Origin of the sequence: Glaciibacter kafniensis (assembly GCF_039538945.1) — a bacterium.
GTDB lineage: Bacteria > Actinomycetota > Actinomycetes > Actinomycetales > Microbacteriaceae > Cryobacterium > Cryobacterium kafniensis.
Window position 1 is genome coordinate 41,025 of the sequence record NZ_BAABCN010000012.1, and the last position, 26,975, is coordinate 67,999.

Genomic DNA, 26,975 nt, shown 5'->3' on the forward strand with positions numbered 1-26,975 from the left:
CTCGCGAGCCAATCCTTGAACTCGGGTTGCGTTCAAACTTCGGCTCGCGAGGTCTCGAGACGGCCGCGGGCGGCCTCCTCGACCAACGAAGGGTAGGAAGCCAGCGCGCTTAGGCGGCGAGCACCGCCGCCAAGCTCTCGCGCACGATGTCGAGACCGCGCTGCAGCTCGGCATCGGTGATGGTGAGCGACGGCAGAAACTTGAGCACCTCATCGCGGGCGCCGGAGGTTTCGATGACGAGTCCGCGCTCGAACGCGGCGGCCGAGACGGCGCCGGCCAGGTCGGGGTGGCTGGTCGAGGCGATGCCGTAGATGAGACCGCGACCGCGCACCTCGAAGCCGATGGTGGGGTTCGCGGCGGCGATCTCGAGCAGCGCGTTCTTCAGCAGTTCTGACTTGCGGGCGATCTCGTCGGTGAAGCGCGTGTCGGCCCAGTACTCGTCGAGGGCGACACGGGCGGTGACGAAGGCGAGGTTGTTGCCGCGGAAGGTGCCGGTGTGGGCGCCTGGCTTCCAGACGTCGACCTCGCGGCGCATCAGCACGATGGCCATCGGCAGGCCAGAGGCCGAAATGGACTTCGAGACGGTGACGATGTCGGGAACGATGCCCGACTCCTCGAAGCTGAAGAATGCACCGGTGCGACCGACGCCGGCCTGGATGTCGTCGAGAATGAGCAGAATGCCGCGCGCACTCGTGATCGCGCGCAGGCGCTGCAGCCAGCTTGAGCTCGCGACGTTGATGCCGCCCTCGCCCTGAACCGCCTCGACGATGACGGCTGCGGGAAGATCGAGCCCGCTGCCCGAGTCATCCAGCATCTTCTCGAACAGATCGAGAGTGTCGACATCCGCACCGAGGTAGCCGTCGTAGGGCAGGCGGGTCACGTTGTCGAGCGGCGAACCGGCCGCCTCGCGGTACTTCTTGTTGCCGGTCGCGGCGAGGGCGCCGAGGCTCAGCCCGTGAAAACCGTTCGTGAAGGCGACGACGTTCGAACGCCCGGTCGCCTGACGTGCCACCTTGAGTGCGGCTTCGACGGCGTTCGCGCCCGTGGGGCCGGTGAACTGCACCTTGTAGTCGAGGCCGCGCGGCTTGAGGATGAGCGCTTCGAACGCCTCGAGAAAGGCACGCTTGGCGCTGGTGGCCATGTCGAGGCCGTGGATGATGCCGTCGCGCTGCAGGTAGTCGATGAGTGCCTGGGTGAAGAGCGGGTTGTTGTGACCATAGTTGAGCACACCGGCACCGGCGAAGAAGTCGAGGTATTCGCGCCCGTCACTCGTGACGAGGGTGGCTCCGTGGGCGGAATCGAAGACAACGGGGAAGGAGCGGATGTATCCGCGCACCTCCGACTCGATGCGGTCGAAAATCTCGAGGTCGCTCATGGCTTCACTTTCTGTGCTTCGGTTTACCGCGTCATGCGGTTCTGATGCGGTCGGGCTGCAGTTCGACGCGTTTGTGACGCAAGACGGCTGCGGTTTGTTGCGGTTCGGCTATGGGTGGTGCTGCAGTTCGGCAGCGCTGAGCGAGAGCATCGGGGTGGCTGCCGACGACGTTCGGTGGTGACCCACGCGGCCGACGGCATCCGCTCTCGCGTCATCGCCCTCCCCAGCCTACTTACCGTCGGGGCCGTCGACCTGAGGAAGCGCCGTCAGAGGGCTCGCCGTCATCGGCTGAAGCGCGCGCTCACCCGGACGCCCCGGCCCGACGAGCACCCGCCAAACCCAGTCGGCGGCGGTTTCGACGGGCGGGCGCGGCTCGCGGGACAGCCAGTACTCGATCACGCCGAGGGACGAACCGGCGATACCGGCCCCGACGACGTCGAGCGGAATGCCGTCGAATGCGGTTGAACCCGAGGCCACAACGCCGGCGCTGGCCGCCGATTGCAGCCGAGCGCGAATCCGGCCGGCTGCCACCGAGGAGCCTCCCTCACAGAGAACGAGCCGGTAGAGCGCTGCATTCGTTTCGAAATGCTGAAGGTACTCAACCAGATCGGCCGGCGGCCGCTCGGGCAGCGGCCCGTCGAATGCCGGCACGCGCGCTCCGGCTTCCGACTCGATGACGTCGAGCGCGTCGGCGAGCAGCGTGTCTTTGTCGGAGTAGTGCTGGTAAAAACTGCTGCGGTTGACGCCCGCGTGTTCGACGATGCGGGCGATGGTGATGTCATCGAGCGGATGCTCGTGCGCGAGCGCCAGGAGCGCCTGCTGCAGACTGCGGCGGGTGCGTTCGACTCGGACATCCATTCGTCAATTCTCTCAGTGTTTCTGCAGACTCGCCGTACTTTTCCAACATCTGTTGGCTTTCCGACATCCGTTGGATAACCTGAAATCACTCGCCAACCGCTACTCATCGTCTGGCGCGACTCATCGTCTGGAAGGACACTCACATGGCAACGGATCCGAAGCCGCTCACCGGCAACAGCACCATCGGCGAATGGCTCGCCCACCCGGAGGGCGGAGCCGCGGTGCGCGGTCTGCTCGCCGCATCGGGCGCCGACGAGGCATCGCTCGCCCCCGTGCTCGGCCTGCCGCTTCAGCAGCTCGTCGCCCTCAGCCAGGGCCAGATGCCGCAGTCCGTCATCGACGAGCTCGTGAAGTCGGTCAACGGTGGCGTGATTCCGGAGAGCGAAGCGTCGGGCTGGCAGGAGAAGGTCAGCACCGGTCGCTTTGCCGGAAAGACCGTGGTCGTGACGGGTGCCGCTTCCGGCATCGGTCGTGCGACGGCCACACGCATTGCGCGCGAGGGTGGCCGTGTGGTTGCCGTCGACATTTCAGCCGACAAGCTCGCCGAGTTCGCGGCATCCCTTCCCGATGCCGAGATCGTCACCGTTGCCGGCGACATCACCAAGCAGGAGTCGGTTGACGCCATCATCGCCGCGGCCGGCGACCGGATCGACGGTCTGGCCAATGTGGCCGGCATCAACGACGACTTCTCGCCGCTGCACGAGACCAGCGACGCGATGTGGGACCGCGTCATCGGCGTCAACCTGACCGGTACCTTCAAGCTCACCCGCGGCGTGCTCCCCGCCATGATCGCGGCCGGCGCCGGCTCCGTGGTCAACGTCGCGAGCGAGGCCGGCCTTCGCGGCAACGCCTCCGGCAACGCCTACACGACGTCTAAGCACGCCGTCGTCGGCCTCACCCGCAGCGCGGCCTTCATGTACGGGCCCCAGGGCATCCGGGTCAACGCCGTCGCCCCCGGCGGCGTGGCCACCGGCATCCCGTTCCCTCCGAATGTTTCGGCGGCCGGCCAGGCTCGTCTGCAGCCGTTCCAGTCGGCGATTCCGTCGCTGGCGACCGCGGAGCAGCTCGCGGCGTCGATCACGTTCTTGCTCAGCGATGACGGAGTGAACATCAACGGCGTCGTGCTGCCGTCGGATGGCGGCTGGTCGGTGCAGTAGCGGGCAGCTGACCCTCTCGTTGATCGAGGAGCAGCCGACGCAGGAGGCCGCGTCAACTGGGTATTTGGCCATTTCGTTGATCGAGGAGCGCGCGAGCTTGCGAGCACGCGTCTCGAGATCTCGCGAGCCAATTCTTGAACTCGGGTTGCGTTCAAATGTCGGCTCATGGGGTCTCGAGACGGCCGCGGGCGGCCTCCTCGACCAACGAGATGGTCGGACTCCTCGACCACCGAGAAGTGGCTGACACAACGGGCGGGGTGGATGCGTCGACATCCGCCCCGCCCGTTCTCTGTGTCTTCAGGAGCCGGCCCCTCGATCCGACAGGAAAGAGGGCCATGCTGTCGGTCAGGCCACGCTCGAGATCAGTGATCCTTCGCGAGACATCGACCGACGCACGTCGAACGCCCCGTGGTAGGAACGCTCGTCCAGCATCGCAAAGATGATCACATCGTCGTCGGTGAACCCTTCTCTCAATGCCTCTCGGATGAGATCCGACGGGCGAGCCGGGTATTCCATACCCGAGAGGAAGTGCGTCATCTGTCCGGTGAATTTCATCGATTGTTTCCTTCCGATCGCAAACGAAAATAGCCAAGGTTTGGGCCGGATTCAACACCTTGAAATTCGACGATTCTGCGTGTAGAAAATGGCCGGAGCCGGCACCTGAAGCGTGCTGGTCAGCTGCCCGAGCGCGCCCGACTCGGCTGCACACGCGGCGGCTCCCCCGGCATTTTCGGAAAATCGGGTGGAAAGGGCAGCTCGCCGAGGCCGTCTTGCACGTCACGCTCCCACCAGAGCAGCAGGTCACCGATGCTGCCCGGATGCGCGTGCAGTTTCGCCCACGGATCACCGAGTTTCACCAGCCGATCCGGCACCGTCGCGATCGTGAAGTCGCGCGGGTTGACGTTCTCGAGTTCGTCCCATCCGATCGGGCACGAGACCGTCGCCTGTGCCACAGCCCGCGGGCTGTAGGCGCCAGCCATGGTGCGATCGCGGTTGGCCTGATTGAAGTCGACGAAGATGCGAGTGCCGCGTAGTTCCTTCCACCACGACGTCGAGACCTGATCGGGCATCCGTCGTTCAAGTTCTCTGGCCGCCGCGATGACCGCATGACGCACGTCGAGAAACTCATGGGTCGGTTCGATGGGGCACGCGAGGTGCAGCCCGCGGTTGCCCGACGTCTTGATGAACGTGGTCAGGCCGGCCTCGGCGAGCACCGAGCGCATCTCGAACGCGACGGGAATCGCATCGTCGAAGTCGGTGCCAGGCTGCGGGTCGAGGTCGATGCGCAGCTCGTCGGGGTGGTCGGAATCCTCGGCGCGCGACGGCCACGGATGAAAGACGATGGTGTTCATCTGCACGGCCCAGACGGCGGCGGCCGGTTCGTCGATGACGAGCTGCGGATGCGTGCGCCCACTCGGGTAGGTCACCATCACCGAGCGCACAAAGTCGGGGGTGCCCTTCGGCGGATTCTTGGAGAAGAACTGCTCGCCGTCGATGTTCCCGGCGAAACGCTGCAGCGAGATCGGCCGGTCGCCGTTGGCCGCGACGAACGCGGCGCCGACGGCCACGATGTACTGGGCGAGGTCGAGTTTGGTGAAGCCGGCTTCGGGCCAGAGCACGCGGCTCGGGCTGGAGAGGCGCACCTCGCGTGCGGCGCCTGCCTCGCGAGCCTCGCCGTCGCCGGCTGAAGCTGCGGCTTCGGCTGCGGCTTCGGCGCCGGCTCGTCCGGCAGTACCTGCTGCACCGGCGATTCGGCCGGGCACAGTCAGCATCACTTCTTCGCGGGCCATGCGGCCACGCTACCCGTGGCGCGCGGACCCGTCACCCCCTTGGCCTGTTGCCTGGTGCCCGCGTCTGTGTGGCTAACTCCGGCAATCCCCGGGCGGCGGCGTCCGCAGCCCCGTCATTGCGGGGGTCGTCGCACCGGCTGCGGAGGATTACCGGAGTTAGCCACCGACACCCGGCGGGACGCGCGTCGACAGGCGCAGAATCCGTGGCGTCAGCAGTGGCGCCAGCAGCAGCGCCAGCAGCAGCAGCGGCAGCAGCAGCGGCAGCAGCAGCAGCAGCGGCAGCAGCAGCAGCGGCAGCAGCGGCAGCAGCAGCAGCGGCAGCAGCCGCACGAACCCGAACGCAACTGTTCCTCTCGCGTTCACCGAGCGTTTCGGCGCGGCCGCCACTCTGAGATCGGGCCCGCTCGCGGCCGCTCGACATGCGACGAAAGGCATCCGAATGCGAACGACTTGGCGCGGTCCCACGACTGCTCTGCTGACTTCTCTGGTCGTGCTCCTCCCTCTGGCCGCGGCGCTCAGCCCGGCCGCCGCGGTTTCCGACGCACCGAGTGGGGTGCGCATCAACGAGGTTGAATCCAGCGGCGGAACGCCCGGCGACTGGATTGAACTGATCAACACGGGCTCCGCGTCGGCGGATGTCTCTGGCCTGGTTCTCAAGGACAACGACGACACGCACAGCTTCGTGATCCCCGCAGCGACCACGATCCCCGCCGGCGGATTCCTCGCACTCGACGTGGACGTCGCCTACGGGCTCGGCAGCGCCGACACCGCCCGGCTCTTCGCCGCCGACGCCACGACCCTCATCGACAGCTACAGCTGGACCGCGCACGCCGCCGCCACCACCTACGGCCGCTGCCCCGACGGCACCGGCGAATTCGTGACCACGGCCGCCTCAACAAAGGGCGCCGCCAACGACTGCGGCGCAACTGATCCGGGCACCGACCCCGGCACGGATCCCGGCACCGATCCGGGCACCGGACCTGTCACGGCGTCCTGGCCCGGCGGCACCACCGTCAGCACCGTTGACTCGGCTGGCTTCTTCGGAACCAATCTCAGCGGCCTGGCCTATCAGGCATCCGGCACCTCGGCCCCCGGCACGATCTGGGCGGCCAAGAACGGCGTCGGCACGATGTACCAGCTCGCCTGGAACGGCACGACCTGGGCCGCCGTCACGAACGATGGTTGGGCATCCGGCAAGTCGCTTCACTACGCAGACGGCACCGGCGATGTCGATGCCGAGGGCGTTGCGCTGACCGATGCCGGCCCGGCCGGCGGCGTCTTCATCTCCTCCGAGCGCAACAACGATGCGAGCAAGGTCAGTCGCCCGTCGGTGTTGCGCTACGACGTCGCGGGTTCAGGTTCGTCCCTCTCGGCGACGATGGAGTGGAACCTGGTCGCCGATCTGCCGACTGTCGCGCCGAACAGCGGCCTCGAAGCCATCACCTGGGTGCCAGACAGCTTTCTCGTCGCCCAGGGATTCGTCGATGAGATCACCACAAATGCCTACAACCCGGCTGACTACGCGAACCACGGCGACGGACTCTTCTTCGTGGGCCTCGAGGCAAACGGCACGGTCTACGCCTACGCCCTCGACCAGGTGACCGGCGGCTACCACCGCATTGCGACAATCTCCAGCGGCTTCACCGGTGTGATGGACCTCGAGTTCGACGCCGAACGCTCAGCGCTCTGGGCCGTCTGCGACGACACCTGCGACGGACGCAGCGCCCTTCTCACGGTGGCGCAAGCCGGCGAACGCGACGGTCGCTTTGAGGCCGCGTCGGTCTTCGAGCGCCCGACGGGCATGCCGAACGTCAACAATGAGGGCTTCACTCTCGCTCCCCAGAAGCTCTGCGTCGACGGAGTCAAGCCGGTCTTCTGGTCTGACGACAACAACACGGATGCCCACGCACTGCGTGCAGGAACGATCGCGTGCTCCCCGGCAACGGTCGACCCGACTGATCCGACTGACCCGACCGACCCGACCGACCCGACGACTCCCGTCGACCCGACCGACCCGACCGACCCGACGACCCCGGTCGACCCGACGACCCCCGTTGACCCGACCGACCCGACGACCCCGACTGACCCGACGACCCCGACAACCCCCGTCGACCCCACCGACCCGACGACTCCCGTCACTCCCGTTGATCCGGCCGACCCGTCGACCCCGGCCGTTCCGGTGTCAACCGACTCGCTCACCGATGCGGCGCGCGGCCCCGTCGCCGCCCCCACCACGGCGCACCCCGGCGAGTCCCTCACGGTGACAGTCGGTGCGCCATCCGCCGGCACAACAGTCGACGTGTGGCTGCATTCCACGCCCGTGCATCTCGCACGCACCGTCGTGAGCGCGGCCGGAACGGTGAACGTGACGGTGCCGGCATCCGCTCCGATCGGGGCGCACCGCATCGCGGTGGTTGCTGCCGACGGTACCCTCATCGGCTGGACCGACATCACCATCACGGCCGCGTCGACGTCGGGCGATCCGTCGGGATCCGGCACCGGCACGACAACGGCTGGCGCGGTCTCGTCAACGGCCGAGCTCGCATCGACGGGGCTTGACGCCTCTGCACCGGTGATTGCGATTCTCCTCCTGCTCGCGGCCGGGCTTGGTCTCGTCGTCGTGCACCGTCGAGGCATGCCCGAGTAGCCACCTCGCATCGACTGAAGTGACGGATTGCAGCGCGGCCCGGGGTACCAACGCTCCGGGCCGCGCTGTGGTTAACTCCGGCAATTGGTGATATTCAGAATTCGGATCCGCGTGATTTCAGGCTCAGGCGGAGCTCGTCCGGCGGATTGCCGGAGTTAGCCACAGCGAACTGCCGTGAATAGCACGGAATGCCGCTCGCTGGCTTCGGTCCGGGTGCTTATCGCCTCTGAGTAGGGCACTCGCTTAGGCTGAAGCCATGACTGAACACGATGCGGCCTCCGATTCCTCCGCCCTCGCCGCCGACTCGACCGCCGACGAGGCCCAGCGCGTCACCATGTTCGGTGCAGAATGGTGCGGCGACTGCCGTCGCTCGAAGAAGCTGCTCGACGGTCTCGGCGTCGACTATGACTACGTTGACCTGATGGTCGTCGATGACGGTGCCGACCGCGCCCACGCGATCAGCGGGCGCACCAACATCCCGGTCATCGTTTTTCCCGATGCCACCCACCTCGTCGAGCCGAGCGATGCCATGGTGCACGCCAAACTGACTGAACTCGGCCTGATCGGCTGACTCGAATGCCGACGGCCCGAGAGCAGCCAGGCGCACCAGCGCCTTCTTCTGAGACGATGCCGGCGTGACGACCAACCGTCCGCGCATCCGCCGACGCGTACTGCGCATTTCTACTGCAGTCGTGAGTGTGCTCGCCGTCGTGATCGTAGTTTTTCTCGTCTGGGCGAACTCAGTGATGCAGGGCGAGCGGCCCGCAGCACTTGAGGTGTGGCGCAACCCGGCGATCTCGGTCACGTCGACTGATCACTCAATCGTCATGTCTCCGACCGAGAATCCCTCCGGCACCGGGCTCGTTTTCGTCCCCGGCGCGCGCGTCGACCCGTATGCCTACATGTACAAGCTGTCGGGCATCGTCGAAGAAACCGGCGCGACCGTCGTAATCACCAAACCGACGCTCAATCTGGCCCTGCTCGACACTCGGCCGCTCGACACCTTCACTCAGGATGTCGCCGGAATCAGCAACTGGTACGTCGGCGGCCACTCTTTGGGCGGCGTGCGCGCGTGCCTGCTCGCCGACTCCCCCGAGGTGACCGGGCTCATCCTCTTCGCAAGCTACTGCGCCAACGATCTCAGCGCCTCCACGCTGCGGGTGCTGAGCATCAGCGGCAGTGACGATGGCCTGAGCACGCCCGAAAAGATCGAAGCTGCCGCGCAACTGCTGCCCGACGACACCGTCTTCGACGTCATCGTCGGCGCCAACCACGCCAGCTTCGGCGACTACGGCGTGCAGCCGGGCGACGGCACCGCCTCTCTCGACAGCGCCCAGATGCGCGATCAGCTGACCGCGGCACTCGCGGAGTTCGGGCTGTAGCGCCGCACTCGAGCGGATGCCGGCGCCGACACTGGCACTGGTGGTACTGGTGGTACTGGTGGTACTGGTGGTACTGGTGGTACTGGTGGCACTGGCACTGGCACTGGCACTGGCACTGGTGGCACTGGCACTGGTGGCACTGGCACTGGTGGCACTGGCACTGGTGGCACTGGCACTGGTGGCACTGGCACGGATGCAGCGCCACGGCGATCGGCACGACCCGGGCAGGCCAGCCCGACGTCAGCCGCCCGGCCAGTAGAGTTGTGAGCGATTCAGCGGAGTCGGCAGTTCGGTCGATCTCCGCCACCACGGGCCAGGCGCACGCCGGTTGTCTCGTGCCGAAAGCGGCCGATGGGTCCGATCGAGGAGGAGCGAGATGTCGACGACACCGCTGCCCTCCGATTCGACAGGCGAATCGGGCGGCCCCGCCGCCCCGGGCACTGCAGCCGCCACCGACGCCATCCCCGCGGTCGCTCGCCACAAGAACCGCCTCCACCTCGGGCTCGTTCTCGGCGCCGCTCTCGTCGTTGCCCTGGCGATCGCCGTTCCGGTGCTGCATGTCATCGCGCAGAGCGACTACGACGCGGCCCGCAAGTCACTCGCGTTCAAACAATCAACCGTGGCGCCTCTGGTCGACGCGACGCGTTCCACCCTTGCTGACGCGACGGCTCTCCTCGACGAGAGCGACGGACATGTGCTTGACGAGACGCCGCGCACCCAGCTCGCCGCGGCGATTGCCGAGGCAGATCGACGTGTGGTCGTTGTCGAGAAAGAGATTGCAGCATCCGTGACGGCGGCGACCGCCGAACCGCAGGCGAGTGTCTTGCTCGCCGGGTTTCCGCTGCGCCACGGCGTCTCCACGCTCGAGGCCTTCGCCCTCAATGACGCTGGCGAACTCGCCGAGATCGAGTCGAACCTGGCCCCGCCGATGAGCGCCGTCACCGATGCCGTCGCGGCCTGGGAGACCGAGCAGAAACGCCTCCGCTTCACGAAGGATGTCTACGCGGCCGGCTGGTATCCCGAGCTCGATGCCTGCCTCGGCCCGGTCGACCTGACCAAACGCTATGGGGTTGCCACCATCGCCGAGCACTGGAGCTGCGGCGGCCGGGACTTTCCCGATGACGCCGGAACACTCATCGAGTTGACCGGGCTGAACGCCGGAACCTACCGGGTCGAGGGCATCGTCGCGATGCTCGATCAATCGACGGCGACGACCGCCGATCTTCCGCGCGGTTATGACTTGCTCTATCAGACCTGTCAGAACGGGCAGTCCTCGACGATGTCGATGACGGCGCTGACGAAGGTCGACTAGGCGTTCGGCAGAACCCGTGGTCGAGGAGCGCGCGAGCGCCGGCGAGCACGTGTCTATTGGGGATATGACCATCTCGTTGATCGAGGAGCGCGCGAGCTTGCGAGCACGCGTCTCGAGATCTCGCGAGCCAATCCTTGAACTCGAGTTGCGTTTGAACGTCGGCTCACGGGGTCTCGAGACGGCCGCGGGCGGCCTCCTCGACCAACGAAATGGTCAAATTCGTCCACCACAATGCCGCGCAGCGGCCCGGAAGCTCGAGACCCGGCGAGCCGATCTCTTCACTTGGGTTGCGTTTGAACATCGGCTCACGGGGTCTCGAGACGGCCGCGGGCGGCCTCCTCGACCAACGAAATGGTCAAATTCGTCCACCACAACGCCGCGCAGCGGCCCGGAAGCTCGAGACCCGGCGAGCCGATCTCTTGACTTGGGTTGCGTTTGAACGTCGGCTCACGAGGTCTCGACCCGATCGCGGGCGGCCTCCTCGACCACCGAGATGGCGATTCTCAATCAGTCGCTTCCACGCCTAGAACAGCGTGTAGCCGCCGTCGACCGTCACGATCGAACCCGTCATAAAGCTTGAGGCGTCGCTCGCCAAGAAGACCGCGACCGGACCGAGCTCGGCCGGCATCCCGTAGCGTTTCATCGCCGCCGGTTCGACGCACCACTCGCGGTACTCCGGCTGGTCGACCGGTGACATCTCGGTCAGAAAGTAGCCAGGCGCCATCGCATTGACGCGGATGCCGTGGGGCGCCCACTCCGCGGCCAACGCCTTGGTCAACTGATGCACCGCGGCCTTCGACGCCAGGTACGGCGCCTGCCAGCGTGGCCGGTTCACGATCTCGGCCGACATCGACCCGACGTTCACGATCGCTCCACCGCCGCGCTCTTTCATCCGCCGGCCCACCGCCCGGCTGACGTGCCAGAGCCCGTCGACGTTGGTGGCCATCACGTCGCGCCATTCGGAATCGGCCAGGTCGAACGCGGCCCCGCTCACTCCGATTCCCGCATTGTTCAGCAGCACGTCGATCGGGCCGAACTCGTCGCTGACGGCGGCGACCGCCCGCTCGACATCGTCGACATCTGTGACTTCGAGTTTCACGCCATACGAACGGATGCCGAGAGCGCGCAGTTCCGCCGCCGCCGCGTCCGCCGCCTCACGTGTGCGTGCGCTCACCGCGACGGCTGCGCCGGCCTCGCCGAGCGCCTGGGCCATGGCCCGGCCGAGCCCCCGGCTACCGCCGGTGACGAGGGCGACTTTGCCGTCGAGTGAGAAAGCTGCAAGGGCGTTCATGCAAGTTCTACTGTTCTGCCGGTGGCCAGCGATTCACGCGCGGCGAGTGACACCGAGAGGGCGAGAACCGCCGACTCTGTCGGGCACAGTTCTGGGGAGGAGCCGGTTTCGACGCAGTGGAGAAAGTACTCGGCCTGGGCGGCATACGGGGTGTCAGGGGTGTCGGCCGAATAGGCAAACGACGCAGACTCCGCCGTTCCGGTGAGCTCCAACGCGCTCGTGAACGAATAGCCGACCGGCATCGCATTACAGGTCGTGACAGTGCCCCTGCCACCATCGGCATACGTCACGGTCGTCTCGATGAAGCCGGGCTGCCGGCCTCGCACGGCCGTGACCGTAACCGGGGTACCGAGAAACAAGTTCAGTTGGTCGAAGTCGTGGATCGCAAAATCGACCAGCACGCCGCCCGACGCCGATTCATCGGTGAGCCAGGTCTCTCCCAGCCGCGGAGTGGAGAGGCGGCTGGCGTGAACCGCGCGCACCTCGCCAAGGCGACCGTCGGTCATACTCTCGCGGAGCATCCGATAGCCGGCGAAGAAGCGAACCACCTGGGCGACCATGAACGTGCCCTCGCTCTCCGCTGCGACAGCGGCAACCCGCTCTGCTTCGGCCGGGGTGAGCGCGATCGGCTTCTCCAGCAGCACACTCTTACCCGCCCGCAACGCTCGTATGGCGATATCGGCATGCGTTGCGGTCGGCGAGCACACCGAAATAATGTCGACCTCCGGGTCGCTCAGCACCTCGTCGAGATCGGTCACGAAGCGGGCCTGCGGCGCGTCCTCGAGAGGGCTGCCGGGCCGCGGCGTGCAGACGTAGCGGATCTGATCGCCGAGCCCGAGTGCGGTCCACGCCGCGGCGTGCGCCTGCGCCATCTTGCCCTGGCCGATCAGCGCGATCGAATGCGTGCGCGTTGCGCCGACGCCAGCCCCAGTCGCGTCGGCATCCGTCACTGCAATCCCCGTCACTACGGCATCCGTCACCGCTGTCGCGCCAGCATCCGTCATCTCAGCGTCACTCATCACTCAAACCAGGCTCTCGTTGATCACCGCGGGGTCGAAGAGGTGGTCGAGAATCACCCGGCCGGCCCCGATCACTCCCCCGCGCCGTTTCGTCTCGCTCACCACGATCTCCAGATAGTCGGTGGCCATCGGCAGGCATTCGGTGTAGATCGCCGACCTGAGTCCGGCCACAAAGGCCTCTGCCTCACTGAGCTGCCCGCCGAGCACCAGTCGCTGCGGGTTGAAGAAGTTCACGATGGTGGCAAGCACGCCGCCGGTGCGGGTTCCCGCCTCCCGCAGCATCTGCGTGGCGAGCGGATGTCCGAGCTGCGCCAGCTGCAACACTGCTGCGGTGTCCGCCACGTCGACTCCGGCCCGGCGCAGACTGTCGACGATGGCCGCCCCACCCGCGACGGCGTCCAGGCAGCCCCAGCGCCCACAGGTGCAGAGGGTCTGCGGGGCATTCGGCACCGCGACATGGCTGATGTCTCCGGCCATTCCGCGGTGTCCGCGATGCAGCGTTCCGGCAGCGATCACGCCGCAACCGATGCTGGAGCCGGCCTTGACGAAGACCAGGTGATCGACCGGTTCGGCGAGACTGGCATGTTCGCCGAGCGCCATCAGATTCGCGTCGTTGCCGACGAGCGCGGGCACTCCGCTGAGCGAGCGCAGCAAGCCGGCCGCGTCGACGCCGTTCCAGCCGGGCATCCGCGAGGGCGAGACCAACTGCCCGACGCTCGTCTCCACCGGGCCGGGCAGTCCGACACCGATTCCGCGCAGCCGTTGACCGGCCACCGTCGACTCGGCCACCATCTCGTGCGCCTCGGCCACAATCCAGCTCAGGATGCGTTCGGGCCCGTCGGCGATGTCCATGTCACGGTGCCGTTCGGCCAGCATCGTTCCCGCCATGTCGAACAGGGCGAATGACGCGTGGCGGGCGCCGAGGTCGACGCCGAGCACCGCTCCGGTGTCCGGATTCACTTCAAGTTGGCGGGGGCGGCGCCCGCCTCGGGAATCGCCGCGGCCGGCCTCTCGCAGCAAGCCGCCCTGAATCAATGCCTCGACCCGGGCGGTGGCCGTCGACGGCGACAGTCCGGTTGAGCGGGCGATGTCGGCCCGTGAGGATGACGCCCCGCTGCGCACCAGATTGAGGATGCCGCCCGGCGAGGAGTCATGGCTGAAGACGGCAGGGGAAACAGAGGTCATCGTCATTGAGCCAATCCGAGGGGGAAGCGAATATTTGACTTTACTGTATCAACTTTGTACATTTCTGGAGTAAGTAAATCCACTATTGCAGAAACGACGTGATTTCACTTACGATTACGTGATTGCTGATCGACGACGATACGAGGACTTCATGGCAGCGGCTCCCGGGCACGACGCACGCCCCACCGACTCGACCACAGCTGGGCACCCCATGGTCAGCCTCGCTGCGGTCAACAAGCACTTCGGACCGTTGCACGTGCTGAAAGACATCAGCCTCACCGTGCAACCCCGCGAAGTCATCGTGGTCGTCGGCCCGTCCGGTTCGGGCAAGTCGACGCTGTGCCGGGCGATCAACCGCCTCGAGCCGATCGACTCCGGCGACATCCTGATCGACGGCACACCGTTGCCGCGTGAGGGTGCGGCCCTGGCCGACCTGCGCGCCGACGTCGGAATGGTCTTTCAGTCGTTCAACCTCTTCGCCCACCGCACCATTCTCGACAACGTCACCCTCGCGCCGATGAAGGTGCGCAAGATGAAGAAGGCCGCCGCCGAGGCCGAGGCAATGGCCCTGCTCAAGCGCGTCGGTATCGCCGAGAAGGCGAACATGTACCCGGCCGAGTTGTCAGGCGGCCAGCAGCAGCGCGCGGCGATCGCTCGTGCCCTGGCGATGCATCCGAAGGTCATGCTCTTCGATGAGCCGACCAGCGCCCTCGACCCTGAAATGGTCAGCGAAGTGCTCGACGTGATGGTGTCGCTCGCCCAGGAGGGCATGACGATGGTCGTCGTCACCCACGAGATGGGCTTTGCCCGCAAAGCCGCCGATCGCGTCATCTTCATGGATGCCGGCCAGATCGTGGAGCAGAACACCCCCGCCGCTTTCTTCGAGTCCCCCCAGACCGAGCGTGCGCGCTCATTCCTGGCCTCCGTGCTGTCCCACTAACAGCACTGCCCACTGACTCCCCCTCACCAAGATGCCAGCGACCTCACGTCGCGACGGTTCCTCACCAAAGAAGATAGGAAAAACCATGTCATTGCCCTCCTCACTGCGTCGGAGGCTCCCGGTTGCGGGTGCCGTTCTCGCCGTCGCCGCCCTGGCTCTCACCGCCTGCTCGTCGGGCGGTTCGACCGGCGTTCCCGGTGCGTCGTCGGCCCCGAGCGGCGCCGCGTCTGAGTCCTCGGTCTTCAAGGACGCCCCGGTCGCTGCCGCGTCGCTGATCATCCCCGACTCGACGATGGCCAAGATCAAGGCACGCGGAAAGCTCATCGTCGGCGAGGCGCTCGACGCCCCGCTGCTCTCGCAGCAGGACCCGACCGACCCGTCGAGCGTCACCGGCTTCGACGCCGATCTGGCGAAGCTGCTCGCGATCTACATCCTCGGCAAGCCGAACGTCGAAATCGTGCCGCCGGCATCCGAAACCCGTGAAGCGCTTCTCGCCAACGGCACCGTCGACGTCGTGTTCAACACCTACACGATCACCGAAGAGCGTGCCACGCAGATCGACTTCGCCGGCCCGTACTTCAGCTCAGGCCTGGCCGTCGCGGTCAAGTCCGACAACACCGACATCAAGGGCATCGAAGACCTCGGCGGCAAGACCGTCATCGTCGGCGCGAACACGCCAGCCGTGACCGAGGTGCCCAAGCAGCAGCCCACCGCGAAGCTGCTCTCGTTCGGCACCGACCCGCAGGCCGTGAAGGCTCTCACGCAGGGTCGCGGCGACGCGTACGTGCAGGACTACACGCTGCTGGCCAGCGACGCGAAGGCTGATGGCGGCATCAAGGTCGTCGGCCAGCCGTTCACGGCCGAGCCTTACGGCATCGGCCTGAAGCACGGCGACGCCGACTTCAAGAGCTTCATCAACACCTGGCTGACCACCATCCAGGAGGAAGGCCAGTGGGGTCAGGCCTGGAAGACCACCCTCGGCACCGTTGTCGACTCCGAGATCCCGACTCCCCCGGCCATCGGCTCGGTTCCCGGCTCTTAATCAACGGCGGCAGCGCCAGCGAACGGCAAAGTGATGAATAACATTCTGACTCCCGAAACCATCGGGCTCCTGCTTCAGGCGCTCGGCACGACGCTCATGATGGCTGTCGTGGCCGGCATCGGCTCCCTGATTCTCGGGGTGCTGGTGACGATGGCCCGGGTGAGCCCCATCCCGATTCTGCGGTGGGCCGCCTGGTGCTACGTGCAGTTCTTCATCAACGTGCCGCTGCTGGCGCTGCTCATCCTGGCGGTGTTCGCACTGCCGGATGCCGGTTTGATCGCGCCCCTGACGCCGACGGCCATCATCGTGCTCACCGTCTACGAGGCCGCCTATGTGGCCGAGGCGGTGCGCAGTGGTGTGAACACCGTCGGCGTCGGGCAGGTGGAAGCGGGCAGGGCCCTCGGCTTCTCGCTGCTTCAATCGTTCCGTTTCATCATCATTCCGCAGTCGCTGCGCGCCGTCGTGCAGCCGCTCGGCAACGTGATGATCGCCCTCGCCATGAACACCGCACTCGCGGCTGTCGTCGGCGTCGTCGAATTCACCAGCGAGGTCAACAAGCTCAACCTCGTCTTTGCACAACCCATTCAAATCTTCACCGGAGCGGGCATCGTCTACATGGCGATCGCACTCGTGATCGGACTCGCAGCCGGCTGGATCGAACGAAGGGTGGCGATCGTCCGATGACCCAGTCACGACACAGTGCCGCAAGTTTTCTCTACGAAGAACCCGGTCCCCGCGGCCGACGGATGATTCTGGTCGGTTCGATCATCAGCATCATCGTGTTGGCGGGTGTGATCGCTCTCGGCCTCTGGCAGTTCGGTTCGCACGGCCAGCTCGACTACGACAAATGGGCCCCCTTCGCCCAGTGGCCGATCTGGGAGTTCCTGCTGGTCGGGTTCCTCGGCACCCTCGCCGCGGCCGCAATCGTCGCCGTTCTCGGCTCCGTGCTGGGCATCATCCTGGCCCTCGGCCGGGTCAGCAAGGTACGCGTTCTGCGCTGGCTGGCCACCGGCTACATTGAGGTCGGTCGCACCGTTCCGGTGCTGCTGCTGATCTACCTGATGCTGTTCGGTCTCCCCCAGCTCGGGATCAACCTTCCGACACTGTGGAAGCTGGTCATCCCGCTGACCATTGCCAACTCGGCGGTGTTCGCAGAAATCATTCGAGCCGGCATCCTGAGCCTGCCGCGTGGGCAGACCGAGGCCGCACTCAGCCTGGGACTTCGGCAGTGGCAGACCATGGCCTTCGTCGTGCTGCCGCAGGCCCTCCGCAACGTCGTGCCGTCGCTGGTCAGCCAGCTGGTCAGCCTGCTGAAGGACACCTCGCTCGGTTACATCGTCGCCTACACGGAGCTGCTCTACCGCGGCCAGGTGCTGTCGTCGTTCAACCACTTGCTAATTCAGACGTTCCTCGTCGTCACGCTGATCTACCTCGTCTTCAACGGCAGCCTGTCGGCGCTCGCGTCACGACTGCAGAAGCCCACTCGCAAGCGCAAGCCGATCGGTCCGCTCGCGACAGCGCTGCCGCTGCCGATCGGGGCGGTTGAGGGTGAAGCGCGTGTCTGAGCTCGTCGTGCTCGCCGTCGATCTGGGCGGCACCTCCATGAAGGGTGCACTCGTCACCGAACACGGCGCGACCGTCGCCACGGAGACCAGGGTCACACCCGAGAACGACATCGTGGATGCGCTCATCGAACTTCTGCACTCCTTGGAGGCGAACGCATCCGCTCAGGGCATGCAGGTCGTCGCCGCCGGAGTCGTGACCCCCGGCATCGTTGACGAGCATTCGGGGGTCGTCAAGTACGCCTCGAATCTCGGCTGGCTCAACAAACCACTGCTGCAACTGCTGCGGGCACGACTCGATATGCCGGTGGCGATCGGGCACGATGTGCGCGCGGCCGGGTTGGCCGAACAGCTGCTCGGTGCCGCACGCGGGGCCGAGGAGTTCGTGCTGATTCCGATCGGCACGGGCGTTGCCGCTGCGCTCGTCTCCTCGGGCGAGACCCTCACCGGAGCCACCGGGGCGGCCGGAGAATTCGGGCACATTCCTGTGGTGCCGGGCGGCGAACTGTGCCTGTGCGGTCAGCGCGGCTGCCTCGAGGTGTATGCCTCGGGAGCCGGCCTGGCTCGGCGTTACCTGGCGCGCGGGGGTACCGAGCTGAGCTCCAAGCAGATCGTCGCACGCCTCGGCACCGACCCGATTGCGGATGCGGTCTGGACCGAAGCCGTGCAGGTTCTGGGTCAGGGGCTCGCGATCATGACGCTGTTGCTCGACCCGCGCGTGATTGTGATCGGCGGCGGATTCGCGCACGCCGGCGATGCGCTATTCACTCCGCTGCGTGAAGCGCTCACCGCCGGGCTCGCCTGGCGGGAGGCCCCCCGTGTCGTGCAGGCTCTGCTCGGGAGTGAGGCCGGGCGGATCGGCGCGTCGATTCTGGCGTTCCGCGCTGCGGGCCGGGGCGATGTTGTGAACGGGTGGCCGCTCGCCGTCGAGGCGGCCTGAGCGGTTCGCTCTGCTCCCTGCTCACTACTCCCTGCTCACTACTCACTGCTCACTGCTCACTGCTCGCTGCTCGCTGCTCGCTTTTGTGCAACGCAAAGTAGGAGATTCTGCGACTCGCCGCCTGAAACCGCCTGGTTAGCACGGCGTGTCGCAGAATCTCCTCCTGTGCATCCAGCTCCGATGCCCGAATCCGCCCCCGAAGGTTCAGGCCGAGCCGTCAGATAGAACCGTCAGACCGCGGCGTCAGACCGCGGCGTCCGGCCGCCCCGCGGCCACGTCGACCAGGCAGCCCTCCGCCGCAACCCAACCGAGCATTGCGCACTTCACGCGCATGACGAACTTCGAGACCCCCTGAAAGACCACGGCGTCGCCGAGCACGTCTTCGTCGGGTTCCCCCACGCCGCGCGAGCGCATCATCTCGCGGAACGCATCAATCGTGGACTGCAGTTCAGCCATGGTCAGTCCGGGGGCCAGCCCCGCCAACACGGATGCCGACGCCTGCGAAATACTGCACCCCGCGCCACGCCACGCGAGTGCGGCGATGCGGTCGGTTCCGGGCTCGAGGGCGATCTCCAGGGTGATCTCGTCACCGCAGGTCGGGTTGCGTTCGAAGCGCACGGCATCCGCGTGCTCCAGCTCGCCGAAACCGGTGCGGAGCTTCGAGTGGTCGAGGATGACCTGCTGGTACAGGCCGGCGAGGGCGTCGCTCATGAGGTTTCTCCGAAGTAGGGGCGCACCTGCGCGACGGCGGCGAGAAAGCGGTCGACCTCGGCCTCTGTGGTGTAGAGGTAGGCGCTGGCGCGGGTGGTGGCGGTGAGTCCGAGGCGGCGGTGCAGCGGCTGGGCGCAGTGGTGCCCGACCCGCACCGCGATGCCGAGTGCGTCGAGGTATTGGCCCACGTCGTGCGCGTGCACGCCGGCGACGTCGAAGCTGGCGAGTCCGGCGCGCGGAACGCCGAGCCCGGGCCCCACGATACGGATGCCCGGGATCTGAGCCAGGCCGGCCAGCATCCGCTCGGCCAGGTGTTCTTCGTGGGCTTCGATGCGGTCGAGGCCCACGGCGTCGAGATAGCGCACGGCGGCGGCGAGGGCGATCGCCTGGGAGACCGGCTGAGTGCCGGCCTCGAAGCGTTGCGGAGCCGGGAGGAAGTCGGAGCCTTCCATCGTGACGGTACTGATCATCGAACCGCCGGTGCGAAACGGCGGCAGCGCGTTCAGCAGTTCGCGGCGGCCGTAGAGCACGCCGATTCCGGTCGGGCCGAGCGTCTTGTGGCCGGAGAAGGCGGCGAAGTCCACGTCGAGTGCGACGACGTCGAGGCGACGGTGCGGCGCCGACTGGCAGGCGTCGAGCACGACGAGCGCGCCGACGGCGTGCGCCAGCTCGACGATCTCGGCGACCGGGGCAACGAACCCGGTCACGTTCGAGACGTGGGCAAAAGCGACGACGCGGGTCTTCTCGCCGATGATCGCCGCGGCATCCGCGGCCGTGTAGATACCGTTGTCGTCGACCGGAATGAATCGCAGGCTCGCACCGGTCGTGGCGGCGAGCTCCTGCCAGGGCACGAGGTTGGCGTGGTGTTCGGCCTCGGTGACGACGATCTCGTCGCCTTCGGTGAGCGCGAACCGGCGAGCGGATGCGCCGCCACGGCCGTGGCTGGCGTTGGCCATCCCGTAGGCGACGAGGTTGAGGGCGTCGGTGGCGTTGGAGGTCCAGACGACCTCATCGGGCTGCGCGCCGATGAACGTGGCGACCGTCGCGCGGGCGTCTTCGTAGGCTTCGGTGGCCAGGCCGGCCAGGGTGTGGGCGCCGCGGTGCACTGCCGCGTTGCTGTGGATCAAAAACTCGCGTTCGGCGTCGAGCACGGCCAGCGGGCGCTGCGCGGTGGCACCGGAGTCGAGGTAGGCGAGCGGTTCGCCGTTGACCGTTTCGGCGAGCGCAGGAAAGTCGGCCCTGATCCGCAGGATGTCCTGTTCGGTCAGCGGGGAGGTGCTCGCTGCGGAACTCGCGGAGGCATTCGGCGCGATTGTCGGCGCGGTGGCTGCGGAGTTCGGTGCGGTGGTGAGGCCGGCGGCGGATTGTGACACTGGTTGCCTTTCGTAGCGACCTGGATGGCGGGTCGCCTGCTACAACCATTCTCCCCGTGTTCCTGTTCCGCGGCATCCGGATCAGCTGTGTGTGACGCACATTTCTCCCCTTCCCCGCCTATTTCTGTGGGTAACTCCGGCCACCCGACATCCGGGGATCGCAGGAGTGAGCCTCCGATGCAGCCGACGAGAGAGTGCCAGCAACAGTGAAGCGGCGGGAATAGTGCGCGGCGCCAGCGCGCTGAGCCGAGTATGGACAAACGCATCGGCTTTCTCTCCTTCGGCCACTGGCAGGCGATCCCTGGCTCGCAGGTGCGCACGGCCCGCGACGTTTTGACGCAGAGTGTCGAGCTCGCGGTCGCCGCCGAGGAGATCGGCATCGACGGCGCCTACTTTCGTGTGCACCACTTTGCGCAGCAGCTCGCCTCGCCGTTCCCGCTGCTCGCCGCCATCGCGGCGCGCACCAGCCGCATCGAGATCGGCACCGGCGTGATCGACATGCGCTACGAGAACCCGCTCTATATGGCCGAAGAGGCCGCCGCGACCGACCTCATCAGCGACCAACGTCTGCAGCTCGGCATCAGCCGCGGCTCACCCGAGCCGGCCCTGCACGGCTATGAGGCGTTCGGCTACGTTCCGGCCGAAGGGCGAACGGATGCCGACGAAGCGCGGGTGCACACCGAACTGTTCCGCGCGGCGATCGACGGCGCCGGTGTCGTTCTCCCGAACCCGCAGATGTCGAGATCGGTGGCTCCGCTGTCGATCCAACCGCAGTCCCCCGGACTCCCCGACCGTATTTGGTGGGGTTCCGGCACCCGCAAGACCGCCGTCTGGACAGCCGAGCAAGGCATGAATCTGATGAGCAGCACCCTGCTCACCGAAGACACCGGAGTGCCGTTCGACGAGTTGCAGGCCGAGCAGATCGCGCTGTACCGCGCCGCGTGGGTTGAGGCCGGTTGGCCGCGTGAGCCGCGCGTGTCGGTGAGCCGCAGCATCCTGCCGATCGTCACCGCTCAAGATCGCCAGTACTTCGGCTCGATGGCGGCCGGCGAGCGTAGCGACCAGGTCGGTTACCTCGATGGCGGGCTCGCCCGTTTCGGCAAGAGCTATGTCGGGGAGCCAGACCAGATTGTGGCCGAGCTCGTGCAGGATGCCGCGGTGCAGGCCGCCGACACCATCCTCCTCACGGTCCCGAACCAGTTGGGCGTGGACTACAACGCGCACCTGCTCGACACAATCGCGCGTCACATTGCGCCGGCGATCGGTTGGAGCAAGAAGGAGTAGCTGGCGCGGACGGGTGGCGCAGGATCGCGTGCGCGCGTGTGTGGTGGGGATGTGGGCGCGTGCCGTGCCGTCGTATCGACCCGAGCTGAACCGACGCAGACCCGAACCGACGCAGATCCGAACCGAGGCCGACCTGAACCGACCCGTCGCTGACCGACCCGACCCTGGACGGGCACGCGTTTTCGCTATTGAACTTCAGAGTCATTTGAGCCTGAAGTTCATTAGCAAAAAAGGCAACCCGCCGCCCTTGGTCGAACCGGGAGAAAGCGGACGAGAGAGCAGGTGAGAGGGTGCGAGAGGGTGCGAGAAGTCGCGGCAAGCGCTCTCAGCGGAGGTGGCGCGGTACACCTCGCGGTTTAGACATCGCGGTTTAGACCTCGCGGTTCACCTCGCGGTTCACCTCGCGGTCTAGACCTCGCGATCGCGGTGCGCAATCAGCGCCTCGATCACGAGAGCGTGATCCTCCCGCTGAGGGAGGCCAGAGACACCGACGACGCCGACCTGCATCCCATTCACCCGAATCGGGAACGCCCCGCCGTGCGCCGCGTAGTCGCTGACGTTCAGGCGCGAATCCACGTCGAAGTTCGCACCGCGCGACCGAAAGTCGGTGCCAACGGCCAATGACGAGTGCCCGAAGCGACGCACCACCCGAAATTTGCGCTCGAGCCAGTCGTCATTGTCAGCGGATGCGCCGGGCAAGCCCGCGTGGAACACCCGCTGGTCACCGAGCATGATCGCAATCGCCACGGGGTGAAGTCGCTCGCTGGCGAGTTCGACGAGATGGGTGCCGACGGTCCAGGCATCCGCATGGGTGAATGCGGCGAATTGGATGTCGCGCTCCTGTTCGAGAAGAGTAGCCAGGGCCGCCTCTTCCTCGTGTCGGTCACTCATCTGACTCCTTCGGGTTGGGCGGTGCGAAACTTCGGCCGGCACGGCACTGGCACCCCGGCGGGGCTGGGGCCGACGCGGCGGATCATTCCAGCGTAGGGGAGCTCCGCGCTGCGCGCGGGTCGGGCGCCGCGACGCTAGCCGGCGCCAACGCGCGCCACGGCGCCCGACCCGCGCGGCGGCATCCGCGCCCCGATGGCCCGCGACAAACTCGGCCTGAGCAGCCGCACCACGACACCCGTCCACAGCAACAGCAACAGCAACAGCAACAGCAACAGCAATAGCCCCAGCAATAGCCCCAGCCCCAGCAACACCTCAGATCGAGAAGGTGTCCCCCGACACCGGCGCCGGGCTCAGACCCTCAGGCTCGAAGACATCGGCCACCGCATCGCTGTACGTGGCGGTCACCAGAATCGGCATGTGGTCTGAGGTTCCGCGTGGAAGTGTCTCGATGCTGCCGATATTGAGCCCGATTGACGTCGCCAAGTCGTAATGCCCACGAAAAACCTTGTAGCGCGTGTACGTTCTGCTGTCGCTGAGCGTGAGGTCGTAGCCCCTGGACTGCACTTTCTCGCTCAGGTTCTCTTTGAACAGCGGGTAGTTGTAGTCGCCCACCATGAGGGTCGGCAGTCCCGGCCCGAGCGTGTGCAATTCTTCATGTGCCGAGCGAATCTGATTGCGCCTCAACGAATTGCGCGCGGTCAGCGGCGCCGCGTGAAATGAGGCAACGACGAGCTCGCGTTCCGCCGCGTGATCCGTCAGTCGCGTGCCGATCAGACGCTCGTGTGCCGGGGTCAGCAGCCGGTCGTGGAGAGACTTCTTGAGCGCGAATGTGCGCGTTTCAACTGCCGCGAAACGGTCCTTGCGGTAGTACAGGGCGAGGCCGAGCCGGTTGCGTGAGGTGGCGTCGGCGAGGTGCAGGGTGCTGATTTCGGCGGGCAGCTCCTGGGTGTCGGCCTCTTGCAAACAGAGCATGTCGGGGTCGTAGCGGTTCACCAACGCCTCAAGCTCAACGCTCGCGCGGTTCTTGCGGAGATTGTAACTAATCACCCTCACGATGGCCCTGCCTCAATCTCGGTAGTAGAGCTCCAGCCTACGTTCGGTTCGGTGATTTCGGGATGCGACTGGCGCAGACTCTCAGCAGGCTCGGCACTGCAGACCACCGGTCGGCGACGGACCAACGGACGACGAACATCCGCCGCACAGCACCCCCTGGTACCGTTGACCTCGGTCCCCTCCGCTGAATTCGTCGGCCGGTCGGGCCGCCCAACCTCAACCCGATGGGATACCCGTGCTGCGCACCATGAAGAGCTGGTCGTTCAACACCTGCGCAATCGCCGGATTCTCGTGCAGCAGCTTCGCCGTGCTGCTCATCATCGTCAATGCCCTCACCGGCAGCGTCGCTGTCACTCAGATTATTCCGGTCGCGGTCCTGTCGCTCGTGATCGGCGGTGCGCTCTCGGTGCGTGCGCACGTGCTGTGGATGCACGGCAACAACGCGTCAAGCACGAGCAAGCCCAAGCGCTAGCCGCCAGAGCTGCCTGGCCGCAGCGCTCAGCCGCCCAGGCGGTCACGTGCTATGGGCATCCGCGAGCGGCTCCCGCTCTCACCTCGTCCCGCGACGTCACCCGGTACAGTGCAGCAATGACTCCCCGACCAATCCTCACCGCCGTCGGACGTCGCCGAGCCTGGCTGCTCGGAGTCGCCGTACTCGTTATCGCCGGTGGCCTGCTCGTTCACGCCCTGGGCAGCGGCGCGGTCGCCGATTTCACGGCCGACGCGCTCTACGCGGTGCTCATCTACGTTCTGGTCGCCTTCCTGCTCCCCCGCTCGACATCGCTGGCGGTGGCGGGCATCGCGCTCGCGTTCTGCGTCGCCATCGAGTTGTTCCAGCTCACCGGGGTTCCGAGCGCTCTCTCCGAGGTCTTCCCACCCGCCCGGCTCGTGTTCGGAACCACCTTCGCCCCGGTGGATCTCATTGCCTACGCGCTCGGCACCGGGTTGACGTGGGCAGCGGATGCCGCGGTGCGGCGCGTCTCCCGTCCGCGGCGCTGATCGCGGCGCGAACCACCCCGTGAGCCGACGTTCACACGCAACTCACGTCAACGGATCAGCTCGCCGGGTCTCGAGCTGTAGGGCCGCTGCGCGGCATTGTGGTGGACGAATTGGACCATTTCGTTGGTCGAGGAGGCCGCCCGCGGCCGTCTCGAGACCTCGTGAGCCGATGTTCAAACGCAACCCGAGTTCAAGGATTGGCTCGCGAGATCTCGAGACGCGTGCTCGCAAGCTCGCGCGCTCCTCGATCAACGAAACGGTCATATGCCTCAGAGCTGCGGCAACTAGCCGACCAGGCTCAGCACGACCGGCAGGGCGACAATCGGCCCGACCACGAGCGATCCGTAGCCGACGAGCTTCCAGAAGCCGCGCCGCACCCGGGCCGAGCGCACTTCCGCGTCGATCAGCTCGAACGCGGCGAGCAGGCCCACCGTCGAACTGAACTGCGGCGACGACGAGGTCGCATCGGTCAGGATCGGTACCGGGCCGGTAGCATGCCAGGTGACTGGGTTGTCGAGCAGGGAGACGATCTCATCCTGTTCGGCGTGGCTGAGCACCGGAGCGAGGTTGGTCAGCCAACGACGCAATTGCCACGCGTCGACGACTTTCACCTGCGTCGGTCGCTCCCGAATCGTCACCTGCTTGGGATCGATGAACGCAATGACCGGTTGCACAGGCGCGGGCAGCGGCATCCGTTCTTCGACGATGGCGGACACCCGCTGCGCCTCCACTTCGGCCGCCGGAATGTAGTTGTGCATTTCGCCGTCGATCACCACCGTGCTTTTCGCCACCCAGACATCTTTGTCGTGGTGGTGTTTGGTGTTGACGGTGAAGATTCCGCAGGGGCCGATCACGAGATGATCGATGTCCAGAGCGCCCATTCCGGCCGGCAGGGCATGAAGCACCGTCCAGTCGGAGGGGAGCAGGTCAAGGATGCGGCCCATCGCGATTTCGCCCTGGGCGTCGAGGTACCAGGTGGTGGCGTCGGCATTCAGCGGCGACCGTCCGAGAAGTCGGGCCAGCGACGAGCGACGCGGCATGTCGGCCTGGTGTCGAACCAGATTCTCAATGACCGACTGGCCCGCGCAGCGCTGCCGCATGCTCAGGGTTTCGGCCACGGATCTCCTTCTTGACTGAATAGAATCTAGCGGGCCGGTCGGTTGAATGGGTAGCCCCAAACGGGGGGTAGCGCGGCGGCGCCCGACGCTGCAGTCGACGCGCTACCGCTTCTTCCGAATTGCCTGCACCGAAAGCTGCACACTTGCCACCACGAGCAGCCCGACAAAGAGCAGATTCGACACCTCGGCCGTCAACCACAGCGCCAGGGCCACTCCCCCAAACGACGCCGCCGTCGCGGCGGTTCCGACGACCAGCGCGCTCGGTAGATCGATCAAGGTATTCGCTCGGTTGCGCAACGTTCCGGTGATTGCCGTCGGAATCATGATGAGCAACGATGTGCCCTTGGCGACCAGATCGCTGGCGCCGAAGAGGATGATCAGCGCCGGCACGGCGATCAGTCCGCCGCCGATGCCGAAGAGGCCGGATGCGATGCCCATCACGAGTCCGACGGCCAGCATGCTCAGCACGACACCGAGGGTGAGCTCAACCGTCTCGCCGCGCATCGGGGTGACCAGCAGCATCCGGATCGCCACGATCACGATCAGAGCGATGAACATCCAGCGCAGCCAGACGAGGGAGAGGCGAGCCAGAAGGGCCGAGCCGATCATCGCGCCGCTGACCGCACCCACCGCGACGATCATTCCTGCCACGAGGTCGATCTGCCCGCTGAGCAGGTAGTTTGCACTTCCGACGATCGCGGTGGGAACGATTGCGGCCAAGGATGTCGCCGCCGCGCGGCGCTGATCCATGCCGGCGAGTCCCACCAAAAGCGGAACCATCAGGATGCCGCCGCCCACGCCGAGGAGGCCGGAGAGCACCCCGCCCACGAGACCGACGATCACCAGAATCACCCAGCGGCGCGCGGGGGTTGCGGTGTCCAGCGCGGCGGTGTCGAGCGCGGCAGTGTCGAGCGCGGCAGTGTCGAGCGCGGCGGCGCCGTGGTCATGCGCGGAAATGTTGTGCTCGGTCATACTGCTGCTTTCGGTCGCGGGCGATCATGCCCACGGCACGTCGGAGAGTCAACATCGACGATACGGGGCGGTCG

The 26,975-nt window shown here is 66.4% G+C and carries 28 protein-coding genes; 14 read left to right on the forward strand and 14 right to left on the reverse strand.

Translation table 11 applies throughout. The annotated features are described in order from the left end of the window. Positions 1–109 precede the first annotated feature (109 nt). Both ectB and ABD791_RS16295 read right to left on the reverse strand, forming a co-directional pair. The gene (gene ectB, locus ABD791_RS16290) at positions 110–1,375 is read right to left on the reverse strand and encodes a diaminobutyrate--2-oxoglutarate transaminase (protein WP_345068626.1); all 1,266 of its coding nucleotides are present in this window, start codon (positions 1,373–1,375) and stop codon (positions 110–112) included. A 228-nt stretch (positions 1,376–1,603) separates the two neighbouring features. Then, entirely contained in the window at positions 1,604–2,233 is a 630-nt protein-coding gene (locus tag ABD791_RS16295; RefSeq protein WP_345068628.1) for a TetR/AcrR family transcriptional regulator, read from the reverse strand. A gap of 143 nt (positions 2,234–2,376) precedes the next feature. Between ABD791_RS16295 and ABD791_RS16300 the strand changes: the two genes are divergently transcribed. Then, a complete protein-coding gene (locus tag ABD791_RS16300) occupies positions 2,377–3,390 on the forward strand; it encodes an SDR family NAD(P)-dependent oxidoreductase (protein ID WP_345068630.1) in 1,014 nt (337 codons plus the stop codon). Positions 3,391–3,735: 345 nt separating this feature from the next. Here ABD791_RS16300 and ABD791_RS16305 read toward each other — a convergent pair whose 3' ends face one another. From ABD791_RS16305 to ABD791_RS16315, 3 genes are all read right to left on the reverse strand, one after another. Then, positions 3,736–3,945, reverse strand: coding sequence for a DUF2795 domain-containing protein (locus tag ABD791_RS16305; protein ID WP_345068632.1), 210 nt, complete (start codon positions 3,943–3,945; stop codon positions 3,736–3,738). Positions 3,946–4,064: 119 nt separating this feature from the next. Beyond that, complete coding sequence (gene ligD / locus ABD791_RS16310; RefSeq protein WP_345068634.1) at positions 4,065–5,180, reverse strand: non-homologous end-joining DNA ligase; 1,116 nt, start codon at positions 5,178–5,180, stop codon at positions 4,065–4,067. Positions 5,181–5,336: 156 nt separating this feature from the next. Then, on the reverse strand, positions 5,337–5,567 hold the full coding sequence (locus ABD791_RS16315; protein WP_345068636.1) for a hypothetical protein: 231 nt from the start codon (positions 5,565–5,567) through the stop codon (positions 5,337–5,339). Between the two features lie 52 nt (positions 5,568–5,619). Here ABD791_RS16315 and ABD791_RS16320 point away from each other — a divergent pair, with 52 nt between their 5' ends. The 5 genes from ABD791_RS16320 (at position 5,620) to ABD791_RS16340 (ending at position 10,521) form a co-directional block, all read left to right on the forward strand. Continuing rightward, entirely contained in the window at positions 5,620–7,827 is a 2,208-nt protein-coding gene (locus tag ABD791_RS16320) for a lamin tail domain-containing protein (RefSeq protein WP_345068638.1), read from the forward strand. A 334-nt stretch (positions 7,828–8,161) separates the two neighbouring features. Continuing rightward, entirely contained in the window at positions 8,162–8,398 is a 237-nt protein-coding gene (locus ABD791_RS16325) for a glutaredoxin domain-containing protein (RefSeq protein WP_345069028.1), read from the forward strand. A 64-nt stretch (positions 8,399–8,462) separates the two neighbouring features. Next, on the forward strand, positions 8,463–9,209 hold the full coding sequence (locus tag ABD791_RS16330) for an alpha/beta hydrolase (protein WP_345068639.1): 747 nt from the start codon (positions 8,463–8,465) through the stop codon (positions 9,207–9,209). A gap of 40 nt (positions 9,210–9,249) precedes the next feature. Continuing rightward, positions 9,250–9,468: a hypothetical protein gene (locus ABD791_RS16335; protein WP_345068641.1), complete on the forward strand. Its 219-nt coding sequence runs from the start codon at positions 9,250–9,252 to the stop codon at positions 9,466–9,468. A gap of 117 nt (positions 9,469–9,585) precedes the next feature. Next, on the forward strand, positions 9,586–10,521 hold the full coding sequence (locus ABD791_RS16340; RefSeq protein WP_345068644.1) for a hypothetical protein: 936 nt from the start codon (positions 9,586–9,588) through the stop codon (positions 10,519–10,521). Positions 10,522–11,044: 523 nt separating this feature from the next. Here the strand turns inward: ABD791_RS16340 and ABD791_RS16345 are convergent. From ABD791_RS16345 to ABD791_RS16355, 3 genes are read right to left on the reverse strand one after another with little or no spacing between them, the layout of a single operon-like run. Beyond that, positions 11,045–11,812, reverse strand: coding sequence for an SDR family NAD(P)-dependent oxidoreductase (locus tag ABD791_RS16345; RefSeq protein ID WP_345068646.1), 768 nt, complete (start codon positions 11,810–11,812; stop codon positions 11,045–11,047). Then, on the reverse strand, positions 11,809–12,831 hold the full coding sequence (locus tag ABD791_RS16350; RefSeq protein ID WP_345068648.1) for a Gfo/Idh/MocA family protein: 1,023 nt from the start codon (positions 12,829–12,831) through the stop codon (positions 11,809–11,811). Before ABD791_RS16350 ends, ABD791_RS16345 begins: the two co-directional genes overlap by 4 nt. A 3-nt stretch (positions 12,832–12,834) precedes the next feature. Beyond that, positions 12,835–14,022 carry an ROK family transcriptional regulator gene (locus ABD791_RS16355; protein ID WP_345068650.1) on the reverse strand — a complete coding sequence of 396 codons (1,188 nt, stop codon included), beginning with the start codon at positions 14,020–14,022 and terminating at the stop codon, positions 12,835–12,837. A gap of 145 nt (positions 14,023–14,167) precedes the next feature. Here ABD791_RS16355 and ABD791_RS16360 point away from each other — a divergent pair, with 145 nt between their 5' ends. The 5 genes from ABD791_RS16360 (at position 14,168) to ABD791_RS16380 (ending at position 18,500) form a co-directional block, all read left to right on the forward strand. Next, positions 14,168–14,956, forward strand: coding sequence for an amino acid ABC transporter ATP-binding protein (locus tag ABD791_RS16360; protein ID WP_345068651.1), 789 nt, complete (start codon positions 14,168–14,170; stop codon positions 14,954–14,956). Positions 14,957–15,041: 85 nt separating this feature from the next. Then, the gene (locus ABD791_RS16365) at positions 15,042–15,998 is read left to right on the forward strand and encodes a glutamate ABC transporter substrate-binding protein (RefSeq protein ID WP_345068652.1); all 957 of its coding nucleotides are present in this window, start codon (positions 15,042–15,044) and stop codon (positions 15,996–15,998) included. A 33-nt stretch (positions 15,999–16,031) separates the two neighbouring features. Further along, a complete protein-coding gene (locus tag ABD791_RS16370; protein WP_345068654.1) occupies positions 16,032–16,682 on the forward strand; it encodes an amino acid ABC transporter permease in 651 nt (216 codons plus the stop codon). Next, on the forward strand, positions 16,679–17,563 hold the full coding sequence (locus tag ABD791_RS16375) for an amino acid ABC transporter permease (protein ID WP_345068655.1): 885 nt from the start codon (positions 16,679–16,681) through the stop codon (positions 17,561–17,563). The genes ABD791_RS16370 and ABD791_RS16375 overlap by 4 nt, the downstream gene beginning before the upstream one ends. Then, positions 17,556–18,500, forward strand: a complete 945-nt coding sequence (locus tag ABD791_RS16380) for an ROK family protein (protein WP_345068657.1) — start codon at positions 17,556–17,558, stop codon at positions 18,498–18,500. The genes ABD791_RS16375 and ABD791_RS16380 overlap by 8 nt, the downstream gene beginning before the upstream one ends. A gap of 243 nt (positions 18,501–18,743) precedes the next feature. Here ABD791_RS16380 and sufU read toward each other — a convergent pair whose 3' ends face one another. Next, the gene (sufU, locus tag ABD791_RS16385) at positions 18,744–19,211 is read right to left on the reverse strand and encodes a Fe-S cluster assembly sulfur transfer protein SufU (RefSeq protein ID WP_345068659.1); all 468 of its coding nucleotides are present in this window, start codon (positions 19,209–19,211) and stop codon (positions 18,744–18,746) included. Next, positions 19,208–20,524, reverse strand: coding sequence for an aminotransferase class V-fold PLP-dependent enzyme (locus ABD791_RS16390; RefSeq protein WP_425562267.1), 1,317 nt, complete (start codon positions 20,522–20,524; stop codon positions 19,208–19,210). Before ABD791_RS16390 ends, sufU begins: the two co-directional genes overlap by 4 nt. 312 nt (positions 20,525–20,836) lie before the next feature. Here ABD791_RS16390 and ABD791_RS16395 point away from each other — a divergent pair, with 312 nt between their 5' ends. Continuing rightward, positions 20,837–21,868: an LLM class flavin-dependent oxidoreductase gene (locus tag ABD791_RS16395; protein WP_345068661.1), complete on the forward strand. Its 1,032-nt coding sequence runs from the start codon at positions 20,837–20,839 to the stop codon at positions 21,866–21,868. A 408-nt stretch (positions 21,869–22,276) separates the two neighbouring features. Here the strand turns inward: ABD791_RS16395 and ABD791_RS16400 are convergent, their stop codons facing one another. Continuing rightward, entirely contained in the window at positions 22,277–22,759 is a 483-nt protein-coding gene (locus ABD791_RS16400; RefSeq protein ID WP_345068663.1) for a heme-degrading domain-containing protein, read from the reverse strand. 312 nt (positions 22,760–23,071) lie between these two features. Further along, positions 23,072–23,812 carry an endonuclease/exonuclease/phosphatase family protein gene (locus ABD791_RS16405; protein ID WP_345068664.1) on the reverse strand — a complete coding sequence of 247 codons (741 nt, stop codon included), beginning with the start codon at positions 23,810–23,812 and terminating at the stop codon, positions 23,072–23,074. A 235-nt stretch (positions 23,813–24,047) separates the two neighbouring features. Between ABD791_RS16405 and ABD791_RS16410 the strand changes: the two genes are divergently transcribed. Together ABD791_RS16410 and ABD791_RS16415 are read left to right on the forward strand one after the other, a co-directional pair. Next, positions 24,048–24,284 (forward strand): hypothetical protein, encoded by a 237-nt coding sequence (locus ABD791_RS16410; RefSeq protein WP_345068666.1) that lies wholly within the window; start codon positions 24,048–24,050, stop codon positions 24,282–24,284. A gap of 116 nt (positions 24,285–24,400) precedes the next feature. Then, entirely contained in the window at positions 24,401–24,811 is a 411-nt protein-coding gene (locus ABD791_RS16415) for a ribosomal maturation YjgA family protein (protein ID WP_345068668.1), read from the forward strand. A gap of 284 nt (positions 24,812–25,095) precedes the next feature. Here the strand turns inward: ABD791_RS16415 and ABD791_RS16420 are convergent, their stop codons facing one another. Beyond that, complete coding sequence (locus ABD791_RS16420) at positions 25,096–25,929, reverse strand: nuclease-related domain-containing protein (RefSeq protein WP_345068670.1); 834 nt, start codon at positions 25,927–25,929, stop codon at positions 25,096–25,098. A 102-nt stretch (positions 25,930–26,031) separates the two neighbouring features. Beyond that, positions 26,032–26,901, reverse strand: coding sequence for a sulfite exporter TauE/SafE family protein (locus ABD791_RS16425; protein WP_345068672.1), 870 nt, complete (start codon positions 26,899–26,901; stop codon positions 26,032–26,034). Between the last annotated feature and the right edge of the window lie 74 nt (positions 26,902–26,975).